The sequence below is a fragment of the Priestia megaterium genome, from assembly GCF_041941685.1.
Taxonomy (GTDB): Bacteria; Bacillota; Bacilli; order Bacillales; family Bacillaceae_H; genus Priestia; species Priestia megaterium_C.
Genome location: NZ_CP130959.1, coordinates 98,219 through 120,202, shown reverse-complemented (window position 1 = coordinate 120,202; position 21,984 = coordinate 98,219). Strand labels below are relative to the sequence as shown.

Here is a 21,984-nt window from a genome sequence, read left to right as displayed (position 1 = left end):
TCAGGTTAGAATTTTTCAAAAAAATTTTGCAGAAAACAGTAATACCAGTTTTTAAAGGCTTAACAGAATAGATATGCTAGAAAAGGTTATTCTAAGAAAAAATTGGTTTAGGAGATTTTATATGGAAAAATTAAATTCTGCGGAAATGGGTAAACTTTGGGCTACTTATATGGGTAATAGTATGGCTACATGTATTCTAAGTTACTTTCTTCAACTTGTTGAAGACCAAGATATAAAGAAGTTATTGGAAGAAGCATTAAACTTGAGTAAAGAATTTCAGAGCACTATAAAAGATACTTTCATAAAAGAGAACATTTCTATTCCACATGGTTTTACAAAAGAAGATGTGAATCTTGGTGCCCCAAAATTATTTGAAGACGAGTTCTATGTGCATTATTTAAGATATGTAACTAAAGTAGGACTTAGTCTTTACAGTGTAGGAATACCGTTAATGTTTAGAGAAGATATAAGGGAATTTTCCCTTCATTGTATGGAATCAACTATAAAATTGGGTGAACATATCAAAGATATTTCAATAAATAAAGGGTTTATTATTAAATCACCTATTATTCCGAAACCACAAAGGGTAAATATAGCACATAAAAATTATTTAAAAGGTTTTATTGGAGATGTACGACCTTTACATGCATTAGAAATTGCCCATTTATACGATAATCTAGAGACTAACGTGGCAAGCAAAGCCTTAGTAATGGCGTTTAGTCAAGTTACCAAAACGAAAAAGATTCGAGAGTTATTTATAAAAGGAGAAGAACTTACTTATAAAGCGATTGAGGGTTATATAAAAAAACTTCATGATGATAACTTGCCTTCTCCGGAATTAATTGATCATTTAGTAACAACTTCAACATCTTCTCCTTTTTCTGATAAATTAATGGTATTTCATAAAATGGATATGTTTTCGATGAGAGTAAGAAATTTTGGGAATTCAGTAGCTGTAAACGGAAGACGCGATTTAGCGCTAATGTATGCAGATTTTTTAAAGGATATATCAGGATTCGTTAATGATGCAGCCGATATTATGATAGAAAATGGATGGATGGAAACACCACCCGAAGCTGCGGATCGAGAAGATTTAGCTTCAAATTAGTGTCTTTGATAAAGATGAAAAAATAACAAAAAAGCCCTTAATAAAAGGGCTTTTTGTTATGTAATTTCCTATAACCTCCATTATGATAACTAGCATTCCTGTTTGAAATTATTTGGTGTCTTGAAATAAAAAAGTCCTCTTGATATGATGCAGAAGATCATGGCCATGACTTCAATTCATCATTCAAGGAGGACTCTTATGAATTGTACTCAAAATGAAAAGTTAAATCAAGTTACACCCCATACACTGATTGTTGGAGTAGATATTGCTAAATTTAAGCATGTTGCTCGTGCCCAAGATGATCGTGGGAAAATTCTTGGGAAAGCTCTAACCTTCACGAATACAAAAGAAGAATTTGAAGGATTCTTTGCCTGGTTGGAAGAGATGCAACATAAACATGAGAAATCTGATGTTCTAGTTGGTATGGAACCTACAGGTCATTACTGGTTAAATCTAGCCTATACACTAAAAGAAAGACTTGTCTCTTTCGGAGTCGTTAATCCTCTGCACGTTAAGCGAAGTAAAGAACTCGACGATAACTCTCCAACGAAAAATGATATCAAGGATGCTAGAGTTATCGCTCAACTGATAAAAGATGGTCGATTTTCTTATCCTCGCTTACCAATGGATCAAGATGCAGAAGTAAAGGCAGGAATTACAATTAGAAACCAAATTGTAGGTGATTTATAGGCTCTACAAGGACGGATTCATAATTGGTTAGATAAGTATTTCCCAGAGTTTTTAACCGTTTTTAAAGACTGGAGTGGAAAGATGGCGTTGGCCACGCTAGAACATATTCCTCTTCCAGTTCAACTTAATCAAACAACACCCGAAAGGGTGGCAGAAATATGGTCTACTTACGGAGGCGTACAACGCCCAAGCCATAAACGAATACAGCGACTTCAAGAGGCTGCTGGACGCTCAGTAGGGTTAACGGTTGGACTACAGATGGCACAACGAGAAATAGCCACAAATATCAAACGATATAAGATGCTTAAAGAAGAACTACATGCATTAGAAAAACAATTGGAAGACCTTGTGCTGACCCTGCCGGGTATTGCTGAAATGCTGACTGTACCTGGTGTTGGGATGGTAACTGTTATTGAACTTTATTCTGAGTTAGGTGATATTAAAAACTTTGAAAATCCACGCCAAATCTTAAAATACGCGGGATTAAATTTACGAGAATCCAGCTCAGGAAAGCATAAAGGACAAACACGAATTACCAAACGAGGAAGGGCTAAATTGAGGGCTTTGCTCTTTCGGACTGTTATGCCCCTTGTTCGACATAATCGAGCCTTTAAGGCTCTGCATCAGTACTATACAACGAGACAAGAAAACCCTTTACGTAAGAAACAATCACTGATTGTACTTTGTGGGAAGTTAGTTCGTGTTCTACATACTGTAGGTCAGAAACAATGTCCATTTGATGAAGAGCGAATGATACGAGATATTCCCCATCTTTCTTTAGCTCTAGGAGCTTAATCTTTGTCCATTAAAAATGAAGCACGGAGTATTTGGGATAAAGCATTTTTCCAGGCATTCGACCTTGCAAACTAGCATTACCAAACTCTATCTCATAGACAGATTGAACGAAGGAATGTAGGCGCTAAGACGCTGAGAGACATGGGAGGTTTCATCGCTATGAGGCACATAGAGATCCATTGTGCGACTATATGTATGTCTCCATCTTTTTTTAAAATAATGGAATAAGAATAGCGAAGCTATTCCCCTTAGTACCAGTTTCTTATAAAAATGAAAATATAAGGTTATAAATGGACATAAAAAATTTTTTATATTTTATTTCCCCCTATAAACCCTTGATATTACTCAATTTATAGAGGGAGACTTGTATATATTCTAAAAAGAAATTAGGCTTTTTCACTGTGTTTACCTTTTGTACCAAAGTAATTTGTCCCAATAACTCCTGTAATAATGATAATTGACCCGACTAGATGATAAAGGTGAAATTGTTCTTTTAAAAAAATTACTCCTGCTAAAATTGTAATGAGTGTAGCAAAATTACTGAAGACACTCATTTTAGATGCTTCTATTTTTGATAAGGCGTAATTAGAAAGATAGGACGTGACTAAAGATGATAATAAACCTAGATAGACAATTGCAATCACAAAATCCAGGTGAACAAAAGGCTGTATAAATTGATGGATAGTGTTATTCATTAGATGATTTGTCAATGCCAAACCATTAAATGTAATAAAACCAAATAAAGTCATTATATATGTGATGGTGAATAAGGAATATCGTTGAGTTAAATTTCTAGCACATACATTGTATAGAGACGATACAAGTGCGGAAATTAAAATCAAACCACTTCCTAGTAGACTAGGATTTTTATTTCCTATACCGTTCATATACATAATATATATCACACCTACTACCGAGAAAATAATAGCTATCTTTTGACCAGATGTAGATGTTTCTTTTAAAAATATGCTCGCAAAGATTAATGTGAAAATTGGGATTGTTGCTTGAATGATTCCAGCTTCAGATGATGATATATTCCCTAGTCCAAATACCTGAAAAGCAAAAAAGAGAGTGGGGTATAAAATAGCTAACAAGGCAATAATCCCTATATCTTTTATGGTTATTTTTAAGGATTTTTTCCTTAGTACTTTTAAGATTGTAACCCCTATAAAAGCAATAGTAAATCGATGTGCCAATGTATCAAAAGGTGTAGCAATAGTTAATGCAACTTTGACAAACATAAATGACAATCCGATAATAATGGCATAAGTAAGTGCTGCTATATATGCTCTTTTCTTTTCAATCATGTGAATAACCCCCTTTAGATTTATCCGGCCGGTTATCACTATAGTAAGAGAAACTAACAATATCTACGATATGAAAAATACACATCTGTATCGGTACAGATGTGTATTTGGGGGAATACTATGCTTAAATATGAAACAATTTATCAATCTCTACTTCAAAAGATACAGTCTGGGGACTTTCCAGCAGGGGCAAAATTACCCTCAATTAGAGGCTTATCACACCAATATATTTGTAGTAAAAGTACAATAATATCTGCCTTAAAACGATTGGAAGAGCAACATATTATTTATTCCATTCCAAAGAGTGGTTATTACGTTGTGGAACATCAGGTTTTTGAGGAACCCACATCTACTGAAGGCGTTGATTTTGCAACATCATCTCCAACATGGCATGCATTTCCTTATAAAGATTTTCAACAGTGTATTAACAAAGCGATTGATACATATCAAGAAGAATTGTTTCGTTATGGAACACCAAAAGGTTTATCTTTATTAATTATAGAAGCTAAGAAGCTCTTAGAATCTTATCAAGTATTTACGAAACCTGAACAGATTTTCATCACTTCAGGGGTTCAACAGGCACTCGCTATACTGAGCATGATGCCATTTCCAAATAACGGATCTACTATTTTAGTTGAACAACCTAGTTACCATTTGTATATGGATATGTTGAAAACATATGGAATTCGTGCAATAGGAATTCAACGTACAGCGCAAGGTATTGATCTAAAGCAACTAGAAAAAATATTCAATGAAGAAGAGATTAAATTTTTTTATACAATGCCACGCTTCCATAATCCTTTAGGTACGTCATATAGCAAAAAAGACAAAGAAGCTATTTTACAGTTAGCTTATAAATACAATGTGTATATTATAGAAGATGACTATTTAGCAGATTTTGAATATAACACTAAGAATGATCCTCTTTTTGCAGAGGATATTAAAGAACAGGTTATCTACTTAAAGAGCTTTTCAAAAATCATGTTTCCAGGTTTAAGAATTGGTCTAGCCGTTCTTCCTCCCCCTATTCTTAGCACCTTTCAAAAATTTAGAATGACCATAGATATAGATAGCTCTATGATTTCACAAGCTGCACTATATCTTTATATAAAAAGTGGTATGTTTGAACATAATAAATTAAAAGTAAGTAGTATTTACCATAAACGTGCACAAATTCTTCATCAATCGCTGCAAAATCATCTGGCTAATTACGAATCATCGTCAGAAATAGTTATGCATGGTCATATTTTGCTACCTAGACAAGTAAATATGAAGTTATTTATTCGTTATTTATATGAACAGCGTGTATATCTGGATTCAGTTGAAAGTAATTATCTAGCCAACTTTCACAAAGAACGGATTTTAAAGTTAAATGTGTCAAATGTTGAAAATCACCGAGTTGAAGAAGGAGTCAAAAAAATTGCAAGTGCTTTAAAAAAAGAGATAACTATTTTTCTTAATTACCTAATGTAATTAAGGTCTTTAACACTGTTTAAGAAGAAGAGACTTAAAAGTATTATTCTTGTAATGATGTACATTTTTCTCACGTGCCTTTTATATTTATTCCTACCGGTAATTAACATTATGGTAATTAAGAACTTATAGAATCTCCAAACCTTCTTGTATTAAATTTAAATTCTCTAGAAAGGCGGGGGTATTAGTAAAATGCACAGATGGAAATCTGATAATGGTTTAAAAAAGAAAACTCGCGGGATAAAAAGAAAGTGTCGTAAGTTTGTTAATTCTATCACTGAATATACTACTTCTTTACCTAGACCTGATGATAATAGCTATTTGGGTTATTGGCACCTTCATATACCTTTTAACGAGTCATTTATTGATTCTAAAAACACATCAAATTCGGTAAGAAAGCTATGTATGCAGACAATGATTAATCGAATGCAGCATTTAATTGATATAAGAACTGAATTGGAGAAAGATTATCGTATTTATATTCTGATTTCATTACCAAAGTTATTTGATTCTCAAATTGTAGTTTTATTTGATAAAGAAGATTTACATGGATTCTTTGACAGGGATACAGAGGAACAACGTTGGATTCCTCTACCACCTGAAAGAAGCATAGAAAAAGAATGGGGATTAGAAATTCCTAAAGATCTAGTTATTAAAGGATATAAAGAGACTATTAATGACGAAGATTACTTTCATGAGGGCGAGTTATGGTTCATTGGAGAGCTTGCTTAATTATTTAAAAGGATCTTTAATTAAAGATCCTTTTTTTCTGCCGATAAATGGTTTTATGTTAACTATAAAAAGAAAAATGACATTAGATTATTTGTGTCAGACATTATAACAAAGTTATAGCTTGCTTATATCAGTTTCCGGTAATATAAAGTTAGTTGATTGAAGATTCAGAAATCCTTTTTTGCATAAAGGCAGCACCTAAATAATTAGGTGCTGTCTTTATGCAGATTGGACAGACATTTTAATTAAAATACAAGGTATAAAAGTCGAAAAGAGTCTTCTCTCATTCTTCATATTTGAGTTATAACTTTACTTCTAACTCTCTAAGCAGTTGCTTTACTCCCTCACGGCTTAGAATTACTTTTCCTTTTGCCAAGATTAGATTATCTTCGGAAACTTCACCTGTCACTTTACAGGCTAAATTAGGTGAATATTTTTTCAACACAATGTTCTCATTATCTACAAAAATTTCAACAGGTTCGTCATTCTTAATATTTAATGTTCTCCTTAGTTCAATGGGTAAGACTACTCTTCCCAAGTTGTCAATTTTCCTAACGATGCCAGTAGCTTTCAATTTAAAACCTCCATAAAATATTACTTACATACCCATTAAGTGTACAATATGCTTTTTATTGTTTTCATTAGTAATATATTACATTTTAGGTGGAGGAAGATATTTCAGTATCATAAGGTTAGGAAGAAAGGTTGCATAGAAGAATTATAATGGAAATTGTTAAATCACTCAGCATTTTTAGTTTAACCCGATGTAGTAATTAGAAATATAACTTATTCAAGTTATTTACAACCTATATAAAACTAACTTTAGCATATAAGTAAATCGTAAAACATTTTATAAAAATCATTAATTTCACCATTTACACTTATTGACGACAAATTAGGATTTTTTCTAGAATATAGGTATATAAAAAAATATTTTTAAGAAAGTACTTTAAAAAAACACTCAAAAATAGTGGATGTTTATGTACAAATTAATAACTTCCAAAATATATATATTTTTATTCAGAATATTTTTTTTATTTAAAAAGTTACGTTGACAAATCGGGTGGATAGATATAATATTGCATGTAATCAAATAATAATAAGCAAAGATTGGAAATAGTAGAAGGATGTATAAACTTGTCAGAGAGCCGATGGTTGGTGAGAATCGGTAGTTATTGCCTTTGAACTCATCCAAGAGCTACTCCCTGAATATTATAAGTAGGGGATGTCGGTTTTCTACCGTTATGAAGATAGGTGGTGATAGCTGCCGAAAATGAGTGGGTTAATTATGTAATGATTAATCAATTAGAGTGGTACCGCGAGCAACGCCTCGTCTCTATATTTTTATAGAGACGAGGCTTTTTTTATACATTAATACGACAAAGGAGTGTTTCTGAAATGACGAGAAAGATTTGGATGTTTGATACAACTTTAAGAGATGGCGAGCAAGTTCCGGGGGCTAAGCTGAATCTGTATGAAAAACTAGAAGTAGCACAGCAACTAAAGAAGCTGAAAGTCGATATTATCGAAGCTGGTTTTCCTTCGTCTTCGGCTGGTGATTTTAATGCTGTGAAAGAAATTGCTATGAAAATAGGAAATACAGACGACACAATCATCACAGCGTTAGCAAGAGCAGTAAAGACTGATATTGATGCTGTTTATAATAGTGTGAAATATGCTAAAAAACCGTTAATCCATATAGTGTTAGGCGCTTCAGACATCCACGTGGAAAAGAAGTTTGGAAAATCGAAAAGTCAAATTTTAGATCTTGGTGTTGATGCAGTAAAATATGCAAAAACACTTCTACCAGACGTACAATATTCAACGGAGGATGCGTCTCGCTCCGATTTTGAATATTTATGGACAACGATTGAAGCTGTTGTAAAGGCAGGGGCTACCATTATCAATGTGCCCGATACAGTTGGCTATGCCGAGCCGGAAGAGTTTGGTGAACTAATCTTTAAAATAAATAATCGCTTGAAAAATTTGAATGATAAAGTGCTTTTAAGTGTTCATTGTCATAATGATCTTGGTATGGCAACTGCGAATACGTTAGCTGCAATTAAAAATGGAGCAGATAAAGTTGAGTGTACGATAAATGGCATTGGTGAGCGCGCAGGTAATGCTGCACTAGAAGAAGTTGTGATGGCAATTAATACGCGCTCATCAATCTATAACGCGTACACAAATATTAATACGAAAGAAATCATGAATACATCTAGGTTGGTAAGTAGTTTAATGGGGCTTGATGTGCAAGTAAATAAAGCCATTACAGGAGATAATGCTTTTGCCCATTCTTCAGGTATACACCAAGACGGTTTATTAAAAGCAAGGGATGCTTACGAAATCATTAGCCCAATTGAAGTTGGTCTAGATGATATGGAACTGGTTTTAACTGCCCGTTCTGGACGTCATGCGGTAAAAAATGCCCTTGAATCATTAGGCTTTAATGAGATGACTAACATACGATTTGAAGGGATATTTGAAGCTTTTCTTGAATTGGCTGATGCAAAAAAAGAAGTATATAATCATGATTTATATGTCATCGTTGAGAACTATTATGCAAAAAATGATATTCATAATCAGGATATGACGCACTATAGTAATCATTTTTATGAACTAATGGACTTGCAAGTGATTAGTAACACAAACTTCCCATCTGCAAGTGTGAAGATTAAAAAGGGTGATCAAATGTTGAAAAGCAGTGCAGTCGGTTCTGGCCCAATTGATGCTTTGTATTCTGCTATTACAGAAATTAGTGATTTAGATATTAAATTGATTGAATATAATATTAGCAGTGTATCAAGAGGTAAGGAAGCATTAGGGAAAGTGAAGATTCAAGTGGAATATAGAGGAGAAAAGTATGTTGCCAAAGCAACAGATACGGATATTATGAAAGCAAGTGCATTTGCGTATATCAATGCTGTAAACAGTATTGTAGTTGATACTTTACTTCCGATTGAATAGATAAAAGGTAATATTTAACGGAATGTGCTTAGTTTGTTAAGGTAATTACTTCGGTCGACCTACATCTTTAACAGAGGGAGAAAAGGGATTAAATCATTGGTTAGATAGTTTTGTAGATGATTTTTTCCTGAGTTTTTCAAGGGAGAAAAAACAAAATAAATACCAATCTATATAAAGATGGTACATGGGTAGCTGATTATAAACGAATTCGAATTGTCGCCATTAAGAAAAAGTAAGGATTTATTAATTAGGAGGTCTATCATATGGAAGGGAATATTGCCCGTAATCGGGCTGAATTAGCAGGGAAGTTAACAAACGTATTAAATTCCCGGTCACTAACATACTCCCATAAAAGGCTTGCAAGTATACTTAAGAAAGGTATGACGGTTCTTGATTTGGGATGTGGAACAGGAGCAATTACACGTGGAATAGCAGAAGCAGTAGGTCCAAAGGGGCGTGTTGTAGGAATCGATAGCAATCCCAATCTAATCCAAAAAGCTCGTCAAAACCATGGTGAAACTCCAGGATTAACTTTTGAAACAGGTGATATCTCTAATCTTACCTATGAAGGAGAATTTGATATTGTTACCTGTGCACGAGTGTTAATATGGCTGTCCGAACCTTTAAAAGCATTGCAAATGATGAAAGCTGCTGCCAAAATTGGTGGTCGTATTTTGGTCGTAGACTATAATCATGAAAAGATATCGTGGGAACCGGCCCCTCCTTCAAGTATGACTTCTTTCTATTCTACATATTTGAAATGGCGTTCTGACGCAGGTATGAATAATGCAATTGCTGATGACCTTACTAATATGTTTCGGGAAATTGGGATTCAAGACATCATTGTAACCCCTCAACACGAGGTATCTAACCGAACAGATTCTAATTTTAATACAAACATTGGTATATGGGCAGATGCGGCTTCAAGTAGAGGAATTCAAATGGAAAGGGATGGGTATATTACTGAAATAGAATATATAACGGCGGAAAAAGAATATCGCGAATGGATGACTAAAGAGGCTCAATCTTTAACAATGTATATGTTAGCTGTAGAGGGTGTAAGAACTTTGTAAATGTATTTCTCATAGAGCCTCCAATTTATATTAATAGATTGGAGGTTTTAGCTACCTATAATACCTGTTACGTAAACTAGATTTACAGAATATAGATATGAGATAATATGGTAGATTTTATAGATAAAGGAGATTAATTTAGATGACAAAAGCGATAAACCTTTGGTCATTCGTCTTCTCATTGCTATGTGTCTGTCTAACTTTCATAACTTTTGCTCACCCATCCTTATTAAGCTTAAATTTTTATGTAGCAATTGTTATATTTTTAGTTGGTATTATAGGCTTCTTCGGAATATATAATTGGAAATCAGCTGTGAGAAGTGTTTTAACCATTATACTTAGTATTGTATTAATTATAGTGACTGGATGGATTATCTTTGTTGGAAATCTTTTCTCATAATTAGTATGTGGCTTAGAAATATAAAAAGTAGCAAAAAAGCCTTTAATCCCAATATAAAGGCTTTTTTGCTACCTAGAAAGGCCATTATGTTAACTAACTTTGCATACCATATACAATTTAAAAATAGAAAAACCACTGTGCCTAATCAGTTTTTTCTATCTCGAGTACAATACTCAAAGTACTAGATACTATTCAACTCTTTCCTTATAAAATACAAACAGGCAAATCATTTAATGATTTGCCTGTTTGTAGAATGACAGTCCCAGTTACTACTTTTTCCTCTAAATTAAGAGATAACCGAAAAACTACAACTGTTTTACTGCATATAAAATCTTATATTAGCTTTTAGCTTTGACTCTTACGAGACCAAACAACTACAGGAATAAGCACTAGTGAAAGAATGGCTCCAGAAAGTGATAATACTGCATAACTAGAATGAGCGACTACCATTCCTGATACCCCCCACCAGCTGCTCCTGACAGTGCAAATAAGACATCGACTGATCCTTGTGTTTTTGCACGCACAGATGGATGTGTTGAATCTATAATGAGAGCCGTTCCACTTATTAAACCAAAGTTCCAGCCCAAACCTAGTAGTACTAACGCCAGGATAAGTAGTGGCATTGAACCTACCGGTGCAAAAGCTGCCACCAATCCAGAGGCTAGGAGTGTAACACCAGAAGCAACAGCCATAGTAGTACGGCCAAGCTTATCTACGAGTATACCTGTTAATGGCGAAGGAAGGTACATTGCTGCTATATGGAAACCTATAACTACCCCTACCTCTTGCAAACCATGACCATGATGTCCCATATGAATGGGTGTCATGGTCATAATGGCTGCCATGACAAATTGGGTCAAAATCATAATTACGGCCCCTACCACAACACCTTTTTTGTTGATATTAGCACTCTTTAAATTTGTCTCTGTAGTATTCACATTTTTCTGAGCACTCGCAATAGCTGTAGACACAACCAAAGGATCTGGACGAAGAAAAAATAAGATCAATAATCCGGCAATTATGAAAGCAGCTCCTGACAAGATGAAAGGGCCAGCCAAAGTTGGAACACCGAGTGAATCCGCAAATTCTCCCATTGTATTGACCAAGTTAGGAGCAACTACAGCACCCAAGGTAGTGGAAACCATGGCCATACTTGCGGCAGTGGCCCTTTGTTTATCTGTTGCAAGATCCGTCCCTGCATATCGCGCTTGTAGATTAGACGCCGTACCAGCTCCATAAATAAGAAGGGAAAGGAATAAAAGTGCAATGTTGTTGGTTAAAGCTGCAATGATAACACCGATAGCGCCTATCCCTCCTGCAAGGAACCCTCCTGCAAGTCCTGATCTACGTCCAAAACGTTGTGAAGATCGGCCTATAAGTAGGGCAGCTCCTGCAGAACCTAAAGTAAATAGAGCCGTTGGAATCCCTGCTGCATTTTCCGTCCCTAGCATGTCTTGTGCGAGAAGTGCCCCTACTGTTACACCGGCTCCAAGTCCTGCTCCCCCAAAGATTTGTGAAAACATCAAAATTCTTAATGTTTTTTTATAAAGTTTTGCCTGTTTTTCTGGTGAATCAATATATTCTTGCAACCATATAGGCTGCTGTGTTGATGTATTTGTATCTTTTGCTGTCATTGTCATGAACTCTACCTCCTAATAAAATATATTTGTAGCTTTTCATGTGTGATTTTGTCATCCTTGGAATATTTCATTTGTGTTATTCTATATATTTAGGATTTTCGATACATTTAACTATATTCGCTATTAGAAGAAGCTCATAATTAAATTGTTGATAATTATGAGCTTCTTCTATTTCTTATTTTTTAATATGAACACGACAATATTTGTAGATATTCATATTAAAATGTGTAGGATTCACCATCTTCTGGTACTAAGATATGACTTGAGAATCCTTTTTCTTTACTAAAGTTTTTTAATTCTTCTCTAGATAGTGCCCAATGGTTAACAGCTTCCATATGAACAGAAATAATCTTAGCATTAGAAGCCGCCTTGTGTACTTCATAGATGTCTTCTTTTCCCATAATGAGAGAACCATATTCTGTAAATTGATTATCTCCGCCATTGACGACAATAATATCTGGTTTATAGGTACTTAATTCTTCCTGTACACCTTCATACCAAACTGTATCACCAGCTACGTACAATGTTTTTTCACTTGGATGTTTAAAGACTACGCCACATACTTCCCCCATAAGCTTTAATAGTTCTTCTCCTCTACCATGCTCACCTTTTGTTTTAACTAATTGGATGCCTTCAAAAACAGTGTCCTTTGTTAGTACCTCTACATTTTGGAACCCGGAATTTTGGACTTCCTTTGCCTCTTCTTCATTTTGAACGAACATTTTAATATCTTTTGGTAATAGCCTTTGCGCTGCCTCATCAAAATGGTCTAAATGTAAGTGAGTCACAATGACTGCATCAACTCCACTAATAATCTCGTCAACAGAGGTTGGTAAACTCACTGTAGGGTTATATTGATCTTGTTTGATTGAACCAGGGAAAGGTGGGTACGTACCTTTCTCTGCCAACATAGGATCTATTAAGAACTTTTTGCCAGCATATTCGACTACGATTGTGGCATTTCGGATTTGTTTAATATTCATCTTGATTGCTCCTTTTCTTTAATCTACATATAGCTTATACTATGTCCAGTGCATGATTACATAGATAAAATCAAGTCTTTTACCCGTTTAACTTGATTTTTGAAAGGATTTGAAGAAATGTTAGATCATACGGACATGGGTATCTTGCGTGAGCTGTCTAAAAATAGTCGAATCACCATGAAAGAATTGGGTGAGAAAGTCCATTTAACTGGACAAGCAGCTGCAGCTAGAGTAGCTAAACTTGAGGATAATGGAATAATTGAACGTTATACAATTGAGGTTGACCAACCTAAATTAGGGTGTTTAATACATGCCTGGATTAATATCTATACGAAAAGCACCCATCATCAGCCATATCTCTCCTTTATCGAAACTCAGGAGAATTATGTATTAAATAACTATAAAATTAGTGGAGATAGTTGTTATCTACTTGAATGTAAATTTCCATCTAATGAAGTATTAGATCAATTCTTAATAGAACTGAATAAGTATGTAAATTATAAATTATCAATTGTGATTAACAAGCTTTAATGAACAATAGGATCCGCCATCATCTTAAGAAAACAAACAATTCTTGGTGAGTAGAAGGTATATTTATCAAAATAAAAGGTCAATATGTTTATTTGTATTTTCCAGTCAATTCAAAAGGGGATACCATTTTTTTATCTAATTAAATAAATAGAAAAACAAGCAGCCAAACGCTTTCTAAAGAAAGCATTGGCTGCTTCTTATATTTGTAAACCTACTGTGATAACGTATGATAAAAATACATTTTATTCTATTTTCTTTATAGTCATCAATCAGTCATACTAATTGAGTCAAGTATAGAATAAGTCTTCAAAATTTAATTCACAGGGTTAAACGACATCAAAAGTGACATATTTTTAATAATGTTTTTATTATTAATCAATGTTGTCTTGAAGTTTTTATCAGATGCAGGAATTAGCCTTTCATCCGTTGGTTTGGTAAAGAGACATGAGTGTTAGTTAAATCTCGATAAACGATCAAATTTTATTTGTGGTTCTAACACATCGCTTACTCTTTCTACTACAATATCTTTATCTACTTTAAATGTAGCAGTTCCTTTAATATTTGTAGAAGAAGCCCCTATTTTCACTTTATAAGTGCCTTTTTCAACGACCCATGCGGATAAATCCTCATCAAATGATGCAATGTCTTTTGCGTTAAGCTCAAATTTTACATCTTCTTTTTTACCCGGTTTTAATTCTTTTGTTTTCGTGAATGCCTTCAACTCTAGTTCTGGCTTTTCAAGCTTTCCATCAGGAGCTGATACATACACTTGCACTACTTCTCTACCTGCTAAATCTCCCGTATTTTTTATTGTTGCATGGACAATAAGCTTGTCGTGAAAATTTTTGTTGTTCGTCACTTTAATATTGCTATAGTCAAAATCTGTATAAGATAGACCATACCCAAATTCATAGGAAGGTTTCACATTGAAAGTGGTATTGTAGCGATAACCAACATAAATGTCTTCTTTATATATATATTTCTTGCCTGTTCCAGGGAATGTATCTGCGTAAGGTAAATCTTCATAATCCTTTGGAAAGGTGTGCGGAAGCTTTCCAGATGGATTCACTTTGCCGGTTAACACATCTGCAACAGCGTTCCCTATCTCTTGACCTGGCTGCCAGGATAGGAGGATTCCATCTGCTTTATCCTTCCAGCTTTCAACTTCTATTGGTCCTTCTGTATTTAAAATTACAATAACCTTTTTGCCTTTGGCGTGATAGGCAGTAGACACTTTATCAATCATTTCTTGTTGTGTTTCAGATAAGTAGAAATCCTCTTTTGCCCGGTCTATAGCAGGTATTCCAAAGGCTGGTGATAAAACAATGATTCCTACATCCGTATTCTCAGCTGCGGCGATAGCATCTTCGGTAATATCCATTTCTGGTAATTTCGGTCCGAGTGTACCGAAATCACCAGGTGTACCTTTATATTGTTCCTGTGACCTTAATCGTGCAACATATTCTCTGTATTTATTAATTAAGCTTTCATTTAATTCAAACCCTGCATTTCTCAAACCATCTGGAATTCCTATAATTCTTCCTGGTTCTGTATAAACTGTCGAACTTCCTCGCCCACCGGTTAATGTCTCAATTTGCGGAGTACCAAATATAGATGCGCTGGCGTGTTTTGTGATTGGTAATGTATTTGATTTATTTTTTAGTAATACCATTGCATTCGCAGCTGCTTTTCGTACTACTTTTGCATTTTTATTAAGATCAGGATTATTTGAAGGCTGCTCACCTTTAAAGCTAGGCGTTTTTACAATTACCTGAAGAAGCTCTTTTACGTTACGATCAAGAACTTTTTCATTTAGTGCACCACTTTGCACAGCATCAATAATTTGATGGGAAGTGGTTGCGGTCCCAGGCATTAGTAAATTTGTGCCAGCGTTCATTTGCTTGGCTCGATCCCTCTCTCCAGTTTCCCAATCTGTCATTGTAAATCCTTTAAATCCAAATTCTTCTCTTAATACACTTCTCAAGAGCTCTTTGTTTTCAGTTGCATAGGTTCCGTTTATTTTATTATATGAATTCATGACAGCCCACGGCTTAGCTTCTTTAACTGTCATTTCAAAGCCTTTTAAATAAATTTCTCTTAATGCTCTTTGGCTCACAATCGCATCCACATTAAGATTTGTGCGTTGATTAAAGGCTGCAAAGTGTTTAATTGTTGCTCCGACGCCATTCCCTTGAACCCCTTTAACAAATGCAGTAGCCATTTTGCCAGTAACGACAGGATCTTCTGAGAAATATTCATAATTTCTCCTATTTAGGAGATAGCTTTGAATGTTCATACCAGGTGCTAAAAATAAATCAATTCCATATGCTTTTAGTTCTCTGGCTTCTGCTTCTCCAACCTCTTTAACAAGCTCTGTATCCCATGTTGAGGCAAGAACGCTAGGGGATGGGAATTTCGTAGTGTAATACTTATGATTATCATTTGGTCGGGTTGGGTCAAGTTTTACTCCCATTGCCCCGTCAGCAAAAACAATAGAAGGAATTCCTAACCGTGGAATTGCTTGTGTTTGCCCTGCGGCTCCTGGGACCTTTGTCGCTTGAGTTCCAATTATCTCCCCGTTTCCTGAAGTTAATTCCTCCTTATTTCCACCAACAACTAGAGAAGCTTTCTCCTTCAATGTCATCGCTGCAACCACAGCATCGATGGACTCCTCATCCACAAGCTTTGGAGTTGCTTCTTGTTGCACATTTTTATGGTTATCTTGTTTTGAAGACTCAGTCACTCTTTGTGACGGGTCATCAGCTGCAATAGCAAAATCAGCATTAATTCCTGATAAAGCAATTCCTGAAGCAAGTGGTAGAACCAACAAACTTTTTCTTCTTTTCTTTTTGAGTCTTTTTAACATGTTATTACCCCTTTGTCTAATATTAAAGCGTTTACAAAAATCACCAACCACTTTTCTTTTTAAACACTTCTATTATTTGAATAGTAGCACCATTTATTTAACAAACACATAGATAAAATCAAGTCTTTTGGACGTTTTACTTGATTTTTGAAAGTATTTGAATATATATTGAACCCTACAGATATGCTTATATTAATTAGAGTAACTGTTTAAGAACAGTCAGAAGAAATATTGAAAACGCATCCGCATCAATAGATAGAGGATGTACCCGTTTCACGCACATAATTTAGTACATCCATTTTAAACTGTGTTGAATAACTTGTTTATTTTTTTATAGGTGTAAAGTTAGCCATAAAAAAACCCCATAAATGTTAGATATCAATCAAACATTTATAGGGCAGTTCGATATAGAGAGCTTTTCTAAAAGGGGGTCAGACGTCAAAGCGCCCTACTCTTTTCTAATTATTCCTCTAAGCTTTCTATCAATTGTTTTTCTTTCCACATTACTGTAATACTAAGACCAATGCCCAAAATAACCGCAGCGAAAAGGTAAGGATAGTGGATGTTTATGTCAAATAATATTCCGCTCATCATTGGTCCGACGATATTCCCTAAGCTCGTATAGGTTGAATTCATTCCAGCAACAAATCCTTGCTCTTTCCCAGCAGCTTTTGATAAAAATGTCGTCAATGCAGGACGAAGCAAATCAAATGCAAGGAAGATGAAGCAAGTTACCGCCAACACTGTCAAAAAACCAGAGATCACGGTAGATACTACCGCCAAGATAGCACCTGTAATTAAACATAATTGGATCAGTTTCTTTTCACCAAGTATATCTACCATTCTTCCAAACATAAAAATTTGGAAAATTACGCCGAAGATTGAGCTTATTGAAATAATGGCGGCAATATCCTTTGGTGTGAAGCCGAACTTATGATCAGAAAATAGGCTAAAAATAGTTTCATATGCTGATAAACCGAAAGCGAGTACAAACACAATCATAAATGCAATAAAGTAACGTGGATTAAGTGATCTTTTTATATCGTTTATAAAGTTTGTTTGCTTTGCATTAGCAGAAATATCTGTAATCCTTTCCTTTGTTGGCGGCTCCTCTTTCAAAATAAATATTGATGGAATGCATGCTAAAATGGCAATGGCTGCCGCAAAGAAGAAGGGCATGCGTATACCGTATTCTGCAATAAAGCCTCCGATGCCGGGTCCTATAATATAACCAGTACTAATGGCGGCAGAAATATAGCCCATCGCTTTTGGACGTTCCTGAACAGATGTAATATCTGCAACATATGCAGTAACGCCCGGCATAATAAAGGCGGCACTTATTCCTCCTAGAATTCTTGATATATAAAGCACTACTACATTCGTACCTAAACCAAAGATAAGTTCTGAAACACCAAAAAGGAATAAACCAATTATAATGATTTTCTTTCTGCCATAACGGTCGACCCAGCGTCCTGCAAATGGTGAAATAAGCAGTTGTGCCATCGCATATACAGCAACAAGATAACCCATCGTTTTTCCTGATAAATGCATGATATCCATAAAAGACGGCATAACAGGGACGATGAGTCCAATCCCTAGAAATGCAATGAATATATTGCTTAAAAGTATAAGTAATACCAATTTCTGTTCTTTTATTGTTTTCTTCATATATCAACATCTCTTTCTGTATGATCATTGTTGTAAAATACCTCTTCAAAAAACTGTCCAAGAGGCTTCTAATTTTCCCTTCAGTCGTTTCTTATCATTGCCATATACAAGCGCATAATGGAATCCATCACTTCTAAGAAGGCGAAGGTCGGCGTTTTTTCTGCATCTTCGGCTATTACTTTAGCATTGATCCAATCCTGAAATTTACTTACTAGTATCAACTGTACTGTCTCTTCGATATCAATTGCTTTTGCAAGATGTTTTGACGAAAAAAAGACATACGTAGCCAAAACTTTAACTGCTCATTTTTTAGAAAAGATCGATTACCCATTGTAGAAATTAAGTGTTTTAGAATGTTACGATGCTGTTCATAAGCCTCTATTTATGGCAAAAACAATTCCTGTACTCGGTCTTATTATTGCCCAAAATAGGCAATCTTGATCTTTTATCAGATGGAAATACTTATACCGAACCACAAAATAAAGTAGAATGAAAAAAGGTGTCCAAAAGTTATTCTTCTGGACACCTTTTTTAAGTTGTTAAAACAGCTTTCTTGTGAAAAGAAAGACGTTATGTTCGCAAAGGAAGTTCTTTTATTTTTAAAATGTCTCTGTTATTTTCACTTAAAAATAAAACACAAGAGGTAATAAATAACATTATAACCTGTAATCCAGCTTACCATTAGGGTACTATAATAAGTTAGCACCCAGTTGTTTTAGAATGTCGTATCGATCGAAATGAGCTCTTTTCTCAATAATTTTGCCGTCAACAATTTTTAGAAGCATCATAAGAGAAAATTTAACGTTTTTTCCTGTTGCAGGTATACCGCCAAACGGTATACCTGTGTGGGTACCTTCGAATATAAAATAAACGGCTACTTGATCACCTTCAGCTACCATAGCTTTAAGAGGCATTTTGAAGTTGGGAGTCGCATCAAAGTTTTTCTTTTCTGATTCGATCAGACCTTCTACGCCATAAAACGGCGTATCCACTTGTGGGTAAAAGACAAAGTCTTTATGGCAGAATTCTTTCAATTCATCATAGTTCTCTTGTTGAATGGCTTCATAAAAACGACGCACTAATTCTTTATTCGTTTCAACTGACATGATGATTTCTCCTCTCTTCCAACATGATAACAACTATGTTTGTCTATTTTTGGCTTAAAACGTGTATGATTCACCATCATCTGGTACTAAAACAGTAGAAGCGATTCTTTTTTCGCTAATAAAGCTTTTTAATTCTTCTCTTGATAAGTTCCAATGATTCACTGCTTCCATATGAACTACAATAATTTGGGAATTAGGGGCAGCTTTGTACACCTCGTAGATATCTTCTTTCCCCATGACAAGAGAACCGCCTTCAAAGAATTGATTATCTCCACCATTTACAACAAGGATTTCTGGTTTATATATATCAATGACTTTTTGAACCTCGTCATACCATACCGTATCTCCAGCTACATATAATGTTTTTTCGCTTTGGTGTTTGAAAACCACACCGCATACTAAACCAGCAAGTTTTAAGATCTCTCCTCTGCCGTGCTCCCCTTTTGTTTTAATTAATTGGATATCTTCAAAGGCTGTATCTTCTTGTAATACCTCTACATTTTGGAAACCAGCGTTTCTCACTTCTGTTGCATCTTCTTCATTTTGAACAAACATTTTAATATCTTTTGGTAATATTCTTTGCGCTGCCTCGTCAAAGTGGTCTAAATGTAAGTGAGTAACAATGACTGCATCGATATCTTCAATAATATTTTCAACGGATGTAGGTAAACTAACTAAAGGGTTCTTTTGATCTTGTCTTGCAGAGTTTGGGAAAGGTGGGTACGTACCTTTCTCAGCTAACATTGGATCTATTAAAAATTTTCTATTTGCATACTCAACAATGATTGTTGCATTACGAATTTGGTTAATTTTCATCTTACCCTCTCCTTTTCTTTAATCTACGTATAGCTTATACTATGTCCAGTGGAGCAATACATAGATAAAATCAAGTCTTTTGGCCGTTTGACTTGATTTTTGAAAGGATTTGAAAATATGTTAGATCATACGGATATGAGTATCTTACGTGAGCTGTCTAAAAATAGTCGAATCACAATGAAAGAATTAGGTGAGAAAGTCCATTTGACTGGCCAAGCAGCTGCGTCTAGGGTAGCAAAATTAGAAGATAATGATGTAATTGAAGAATATTCAATTACAGTAAATCAAGAAAAGCTAGGGTGTTTTATGCATGCTTTTATTAATATCTATTTAAATGACATCCATCATCATCCATTTCTCTCATTTGTAAAAACACAAAATCAATTCATCTTAAATAACTATAAAATTAGTGGAGATGGATGCTATCTGCTTGAATGTAGATTTCCATCTAATGAATATTTAAATGAATTTCTAGAGAATTTAAATGAGTTTGCGAATTATAAAATATCCACTATTATTAAAAAGCTGTAATAAATAATACTAGAAAAATCCTTGTATAGAAATATAAGGATTTTTTAGTACCGATAAATAGTCTTATGTAAACTAAGTTTGTATAGCATATACAGCCTAAAATAGAAAAGCTACTGTGCCCCAACAGTAGCTTTTCATTAAAGAAAGTGGGTTAGAAATACCAATGTTGGAAGGTATTCGATTACATTTTGTTCCTATTTCCTAAAAAATATACTAACAGTAAATGAAAAAAACTACCCTACGAGTAAGGTAGTTTTTCCATTTGCACTCAGAAAAAAAGAAATTGTCGGGAGGATAAATCCTCTTTTGTAGTTTGCTCAAAATTTAATGTCTCATTCACTCTTTTTCTTATGTCTTTGAGTTATAAGTTTAAGGTTAAAAGGGCTTGAATTTTACAATTTTATCTGTATCCATAACAGATTTTATAATGACAAAGCCATTAACTATTTTATTATTTTTTAATACTGAGTAGTCTACCTTAAACATTTGTAGTTTTTCTGGCTTGTTTTTTAACATTATAGTTACCTCTTTTTTAGTAATTCTCATATCATTAATTATACTTGGTCTAGTGTATAAGAAATATTTCAAACGGAGATGGTAGAACATAAATAACGAAAATTTCAGACAATAGAAGCCATCTATTATATATAGATGGCTTTTTACTCATTTAGTATTATATCCTTTAAATTTGTATCCGTAGATTTTTGTTAATTCTTGGAAGCTCTTAGGTGAGTTTGTAATGGCAACAGGTGTTCCAACCTGAACTTTATCATAAAGCTTTTCAATTGAAGCATTATGCATTCTTACACAACCTTGACTTACATATTTACCGATGCTTGATTCATTTGCGTTACCATGAATCGCATACGTATCACCTTTTGTTCCGTTGGCATTTAATCCTAACCAACGTTTCCCAAGTGGATTACGTGGATCGCCCCCTGGAATGTGTCCTGTATAGTATGGGCGGTTTTTAATTTTATTTACAATTTTAAAGTGTCCTACAGGCGTTTTTTCCCAACTTTTCCCCGTAGCAACTGGTTCAATCATCTCAACATACCCATTATGGTAGTAGATAAGTTTGTTGTAGTGCTTGTTAATAATAATTAAATCATCATTTTTGGTTGCGGTCGCTTCAGCTGTAGATCCTAAGCTCCCGAACAGGGTTACAAAAGCAAGTGCAAATACCATTAAAGAATTTACTAAGAACTTTTTCATTGACCTATATTCTCCTTTTTTCCTGTTTATTATATACATAGCACTAATTATATTGATAATATGACCGATATAATATATATGTA

The 21,984-nt window shown here is 34.5% G+C and carries 17 protein-coding genes, 3 pseudogenes and 1 other annotated feature; of the genes and pseudogenes, 9 read left to right on the top strand and 11 right to left on the bottom strand.

Annotated features, from left to right (window positions below):
- Window positions 1-121: 121 nt before the first annotated feature.
- Complete coding sequence (locus Q5794_RS27695) at window positions 122-1,108, top strand: DUF3231 family protein (protein WP_251034428.1); 987 nt, start codon at window positions 122-124, stop codon at window positions 1,106-1,108.
- 198 nt (window positions 1,109-1,306) lie between these two features.
- A pseudogene (locus Q5794_RS27690) lies at window positions 1,307-2,593 on the top strand (IS110 family transposase).
- Between the two features lie 386 nt (window positions 2,594-2,979).
- Here the strand turns inward: Q5794_RS27690 and Q5794_RS27685 are convergent.
- Complete coding sequence (locus Q5794_RS27685) at window positions 2,980-3,900, bottom strand: DMT family transporter (RefSeq protein WP_214988894.1); 921 nt, start codon at window positions 3,898-3,900, stop codon at window positions 2,980-2,982.
- Between the two features lie 120 nt (window positions 3,901-4,020).
- Between Q5794_RS27685 and Q5794_RS27680 the strand changes: the two genes are divergently transcribed.
- Both Q5794_RS27680 and Q5794_RS27675 read left to right on the top strand, forming a co-directional pair.
- A complete protein-coding gene (locus tag Q5794_RS27680) occupies window positions 4,021-5,373 on the top strand; it encodes a PLP-dependent aminotransferase family protein (protein WP_374989262.1) in 1,353 nt (450 codons plus the stop codon).
- Window positions 5,374-5,565: 192 nt separating this feature from the next.
- Window positions 5,566-6,105 carry a DUF3916 domain-containing protein gene (locus tag Q5794_RS27675; protein ID WP_214988896.1) on the top strand — a complete coding sequence of 180 codons (540 nt, stop codon included), beginning with the start codon at window positions 5,566-5,568 and terminating at the stop codon, window positions 6,103-6,105.
- Window positions 6,106-6,406: 301 nt separating this feature from the next.
- Here the strand turns inward: Q5794_RS27675 and Q5794_RS27670 are convergent, their stop codons facing one another.
- Window positions 6,407-6,679: an AbrB/MazE/SpoVT family DNA-binding domain-containing protein gene (locus tag Q5794_RS27670; RefSeq protein ID WP_162213407.1), complete on the bottom strand. Its 273-nt coding sequence runs from the start codon at window positions 6,677-6,679 to the stop codon at window positions 6,407-6,409.
- A 523-nt stretch (window positions 6,680-7,202) separates the two neighbouring features.
- Window positions 7,203-7,446 (top strand) — a binding site (T-box leader).
- A 57-nt stretch (window positions 7,447-7,503) separates the two neighbouring features.
- Here Q5794_RS27670 and Q5794_RS27665 point away from each other — a divergent pair.
- A complete protein-coding gene (locus tag Q5794_RS27665) occupies window positions 7,504-9,072 on the top strand; it encodes a 2-isopropylmalate synthase (protein ID WP_374989261.1) in 1,569 nt (522 codons plus the stop codon).
- Window positions 9,073-9,335: 263 nt separating this feature from the next.
- Window positions 9,336-10,145: a class I SAM-dependent methyltransferase gene (locus Q5794_RS27660; RefSeq protein ID WP_214988898.1), complete on the top strand. Its 810-nt coding sequence runs from the start codon at window positions 9,336-9,338 to the stop codon at window positions 10,143-10,145.
- A 745-nt stretch (window positions 10,146-10,890) separates the two neighbouring features.
- Here Q5794_RS27660 and Q5794_RS27655 read toward each other — a convergent pair.
- Both Q5794_RS27655 and Q5794_RS27650 read right to left on the bottom strand, forming a co-directional pair.
- Window positions 10,891-12,185 (bottom strand): annotated as a pseudogene (locus tag Q5794_RS27655) (MFS transporter).
- 218 nt (window positions 12,186-12,403) lie between these two features.
- A complete protein-coding gene (locus Q5794_RS27650; RefSeq protein WP_214988899.1) occupies window positions 12,404-13,168 on the bottom strand; it encodes an MBL fold metallo-hydrolase in 765 nt (254 codons plus the stop codon).
- A 117-nt stretch (window positions 13,169-13,285) separates the two neighbouring features.
- Between Q5794_RS27650 and Q5794_RS27645 the strand changes: the two genes are divergently transcribed.
- Window positions 13,286-13,699, top strand: a complete 414-nt coding sequence (locus Q5794_RS27645) for an Lrp/AsnC family transcriptional regulator (protein ID WP_374989260.1) — start codon at window positions 13,286-13,288, stop codon at window positions 13,697-13,699.
- An 11-nt stretch (window positions 13,700-13,710) separates the two neighbouring features.
- A pseudogene (locus Q5794_RS27640) lies at window positions 13,711-13,951 on the top strand (DDE-type integrase/transposase/recombinase); the annotation flags it as partial.
- 199 nt (window positions 13,952-14,150) lie between these two features.
- On the opposite strand, the gene Q5794_RS27635 reads toward Q5794_RS27640, so the two are convergent.
- The 5 genes from Q5794_RS27635 to Q5794_RS27615 all read right to left on the bottom strand — a co-directional run bounded on the left by Q5794_RS27635 (window position 14,151) and on the right by Q5794_RS27615 (window position 20,155).
- Complete coding sequence (locus Q5794_RS27635; RefSeq protein WP_374989259.1) at window positions 14,151-16,616, bottom strand: beta-glucosidase; 2,466 nt, start codon at window positions 16,614-16,616, stop codon at window positions 14,151-14,153.
- Window positions 16,617-17,027: 411 nt separating this feature from the next.
- On the bottom strand, window positions 17,028-18,233 hold the full coding sequence (locus Q5794_RS27630) for an MFS transporter (protein ID WP_214988901.1): 1,206 nt from the start codon (window positions 18,231-18,233) through the stop codon (window positions 17,028-17,030).
- An 80-nt stretch (window positions 18,234-18,313) separates the two neighbouring features.
- Window positions 18,314-18,523, bottom strand: a complete 210-nt coding sequence (locus tag Q5794_RS27625; RefSeq protein WP_251034306.1) for a hypothetical protein — start codon at window positions 18,521-18,523, stop codon at window positions 18,314-18,316.
- 399 nt (window positions 18,524-18,922) lie between these two features.
- Window positions 18,923-19,339 carry an ester cyclase gene (locus Q5794_RS27620; protein WP_214988902.1) on the bottom strand — a complete coding sequence of 139 codons (417 nt, stop codon included), beginning with the start codon at window positions 19,337-19,339 and terminating at the stop codon, window positions 18,923-18,925.
- A 54-nt stretch (window positions 19,340-19,393) separates the two neighbouring features.
- Complete coding sequence (locus tag Q5794_RS27615; RefSeq protein ID WP_214988903.1) at window positions 19,394-20,155, bottom strand: MBL fold metallo-hydrolase; 762 nt, start codon at window positions 20,153-20,155, stop codon at window positions 19,394-19,396.
- A 117-nt stretch (window positions 20,156-20,272) separates the two neighbouring features.
- Here Q5794_RS27615 and Q5794_RS27610 point away from each other — a divergent pair, with 117 nt between their 5' ends.
- The gene (locus Q5794_RS27610) at window positions 20,273-20,686 is read left to right on the top strand and encodes an Lrp/AsnC family transcriptional regulator (RefSeq protein WP_214988904.1); all 414 of its coding nucleotides are present in this window, start codon (window positions 20,273-20,275) and stop codon (window positions 20,684-20,686) included.
- Window positions 20,687-21,061: 375 nt separating this feature from the next.
- On the opposite strand, the gene Q5794_RS27605 is transcribed toward Q5794_RS27610, so the two are convergent.
- Both Q5794_RS27605 and Q5794_RS27600 read right to left on the bottom strand, forming a co-directional pair.
- Window positions 21,062-21,202 (bottom strand): hypothetical protein, encoded by a 141-nt coding sequence (locus tag Q5794_RS27605; protein ID WP_214987889.1) that lies wholly within the window; start codon window positions 21,200-21,202, stop codon window positions 21,062-21,064.
- A 147-nt stretch (window positions 21,203-21,349) separates the two neighbouring features.
- Window positions 21,350-21,901, bottom strand: coding sequence for a L,D-transpeptidase (locus tag Q5794_RS27600; RefSeq protein ID WP_214987903.1), 552 nt, complete (start codon window positions 21,899-21,901; stop codon window positions 21,350-21,352).
- Window positions 21,902-21,984: the final 83 nt, after the last annotated feature.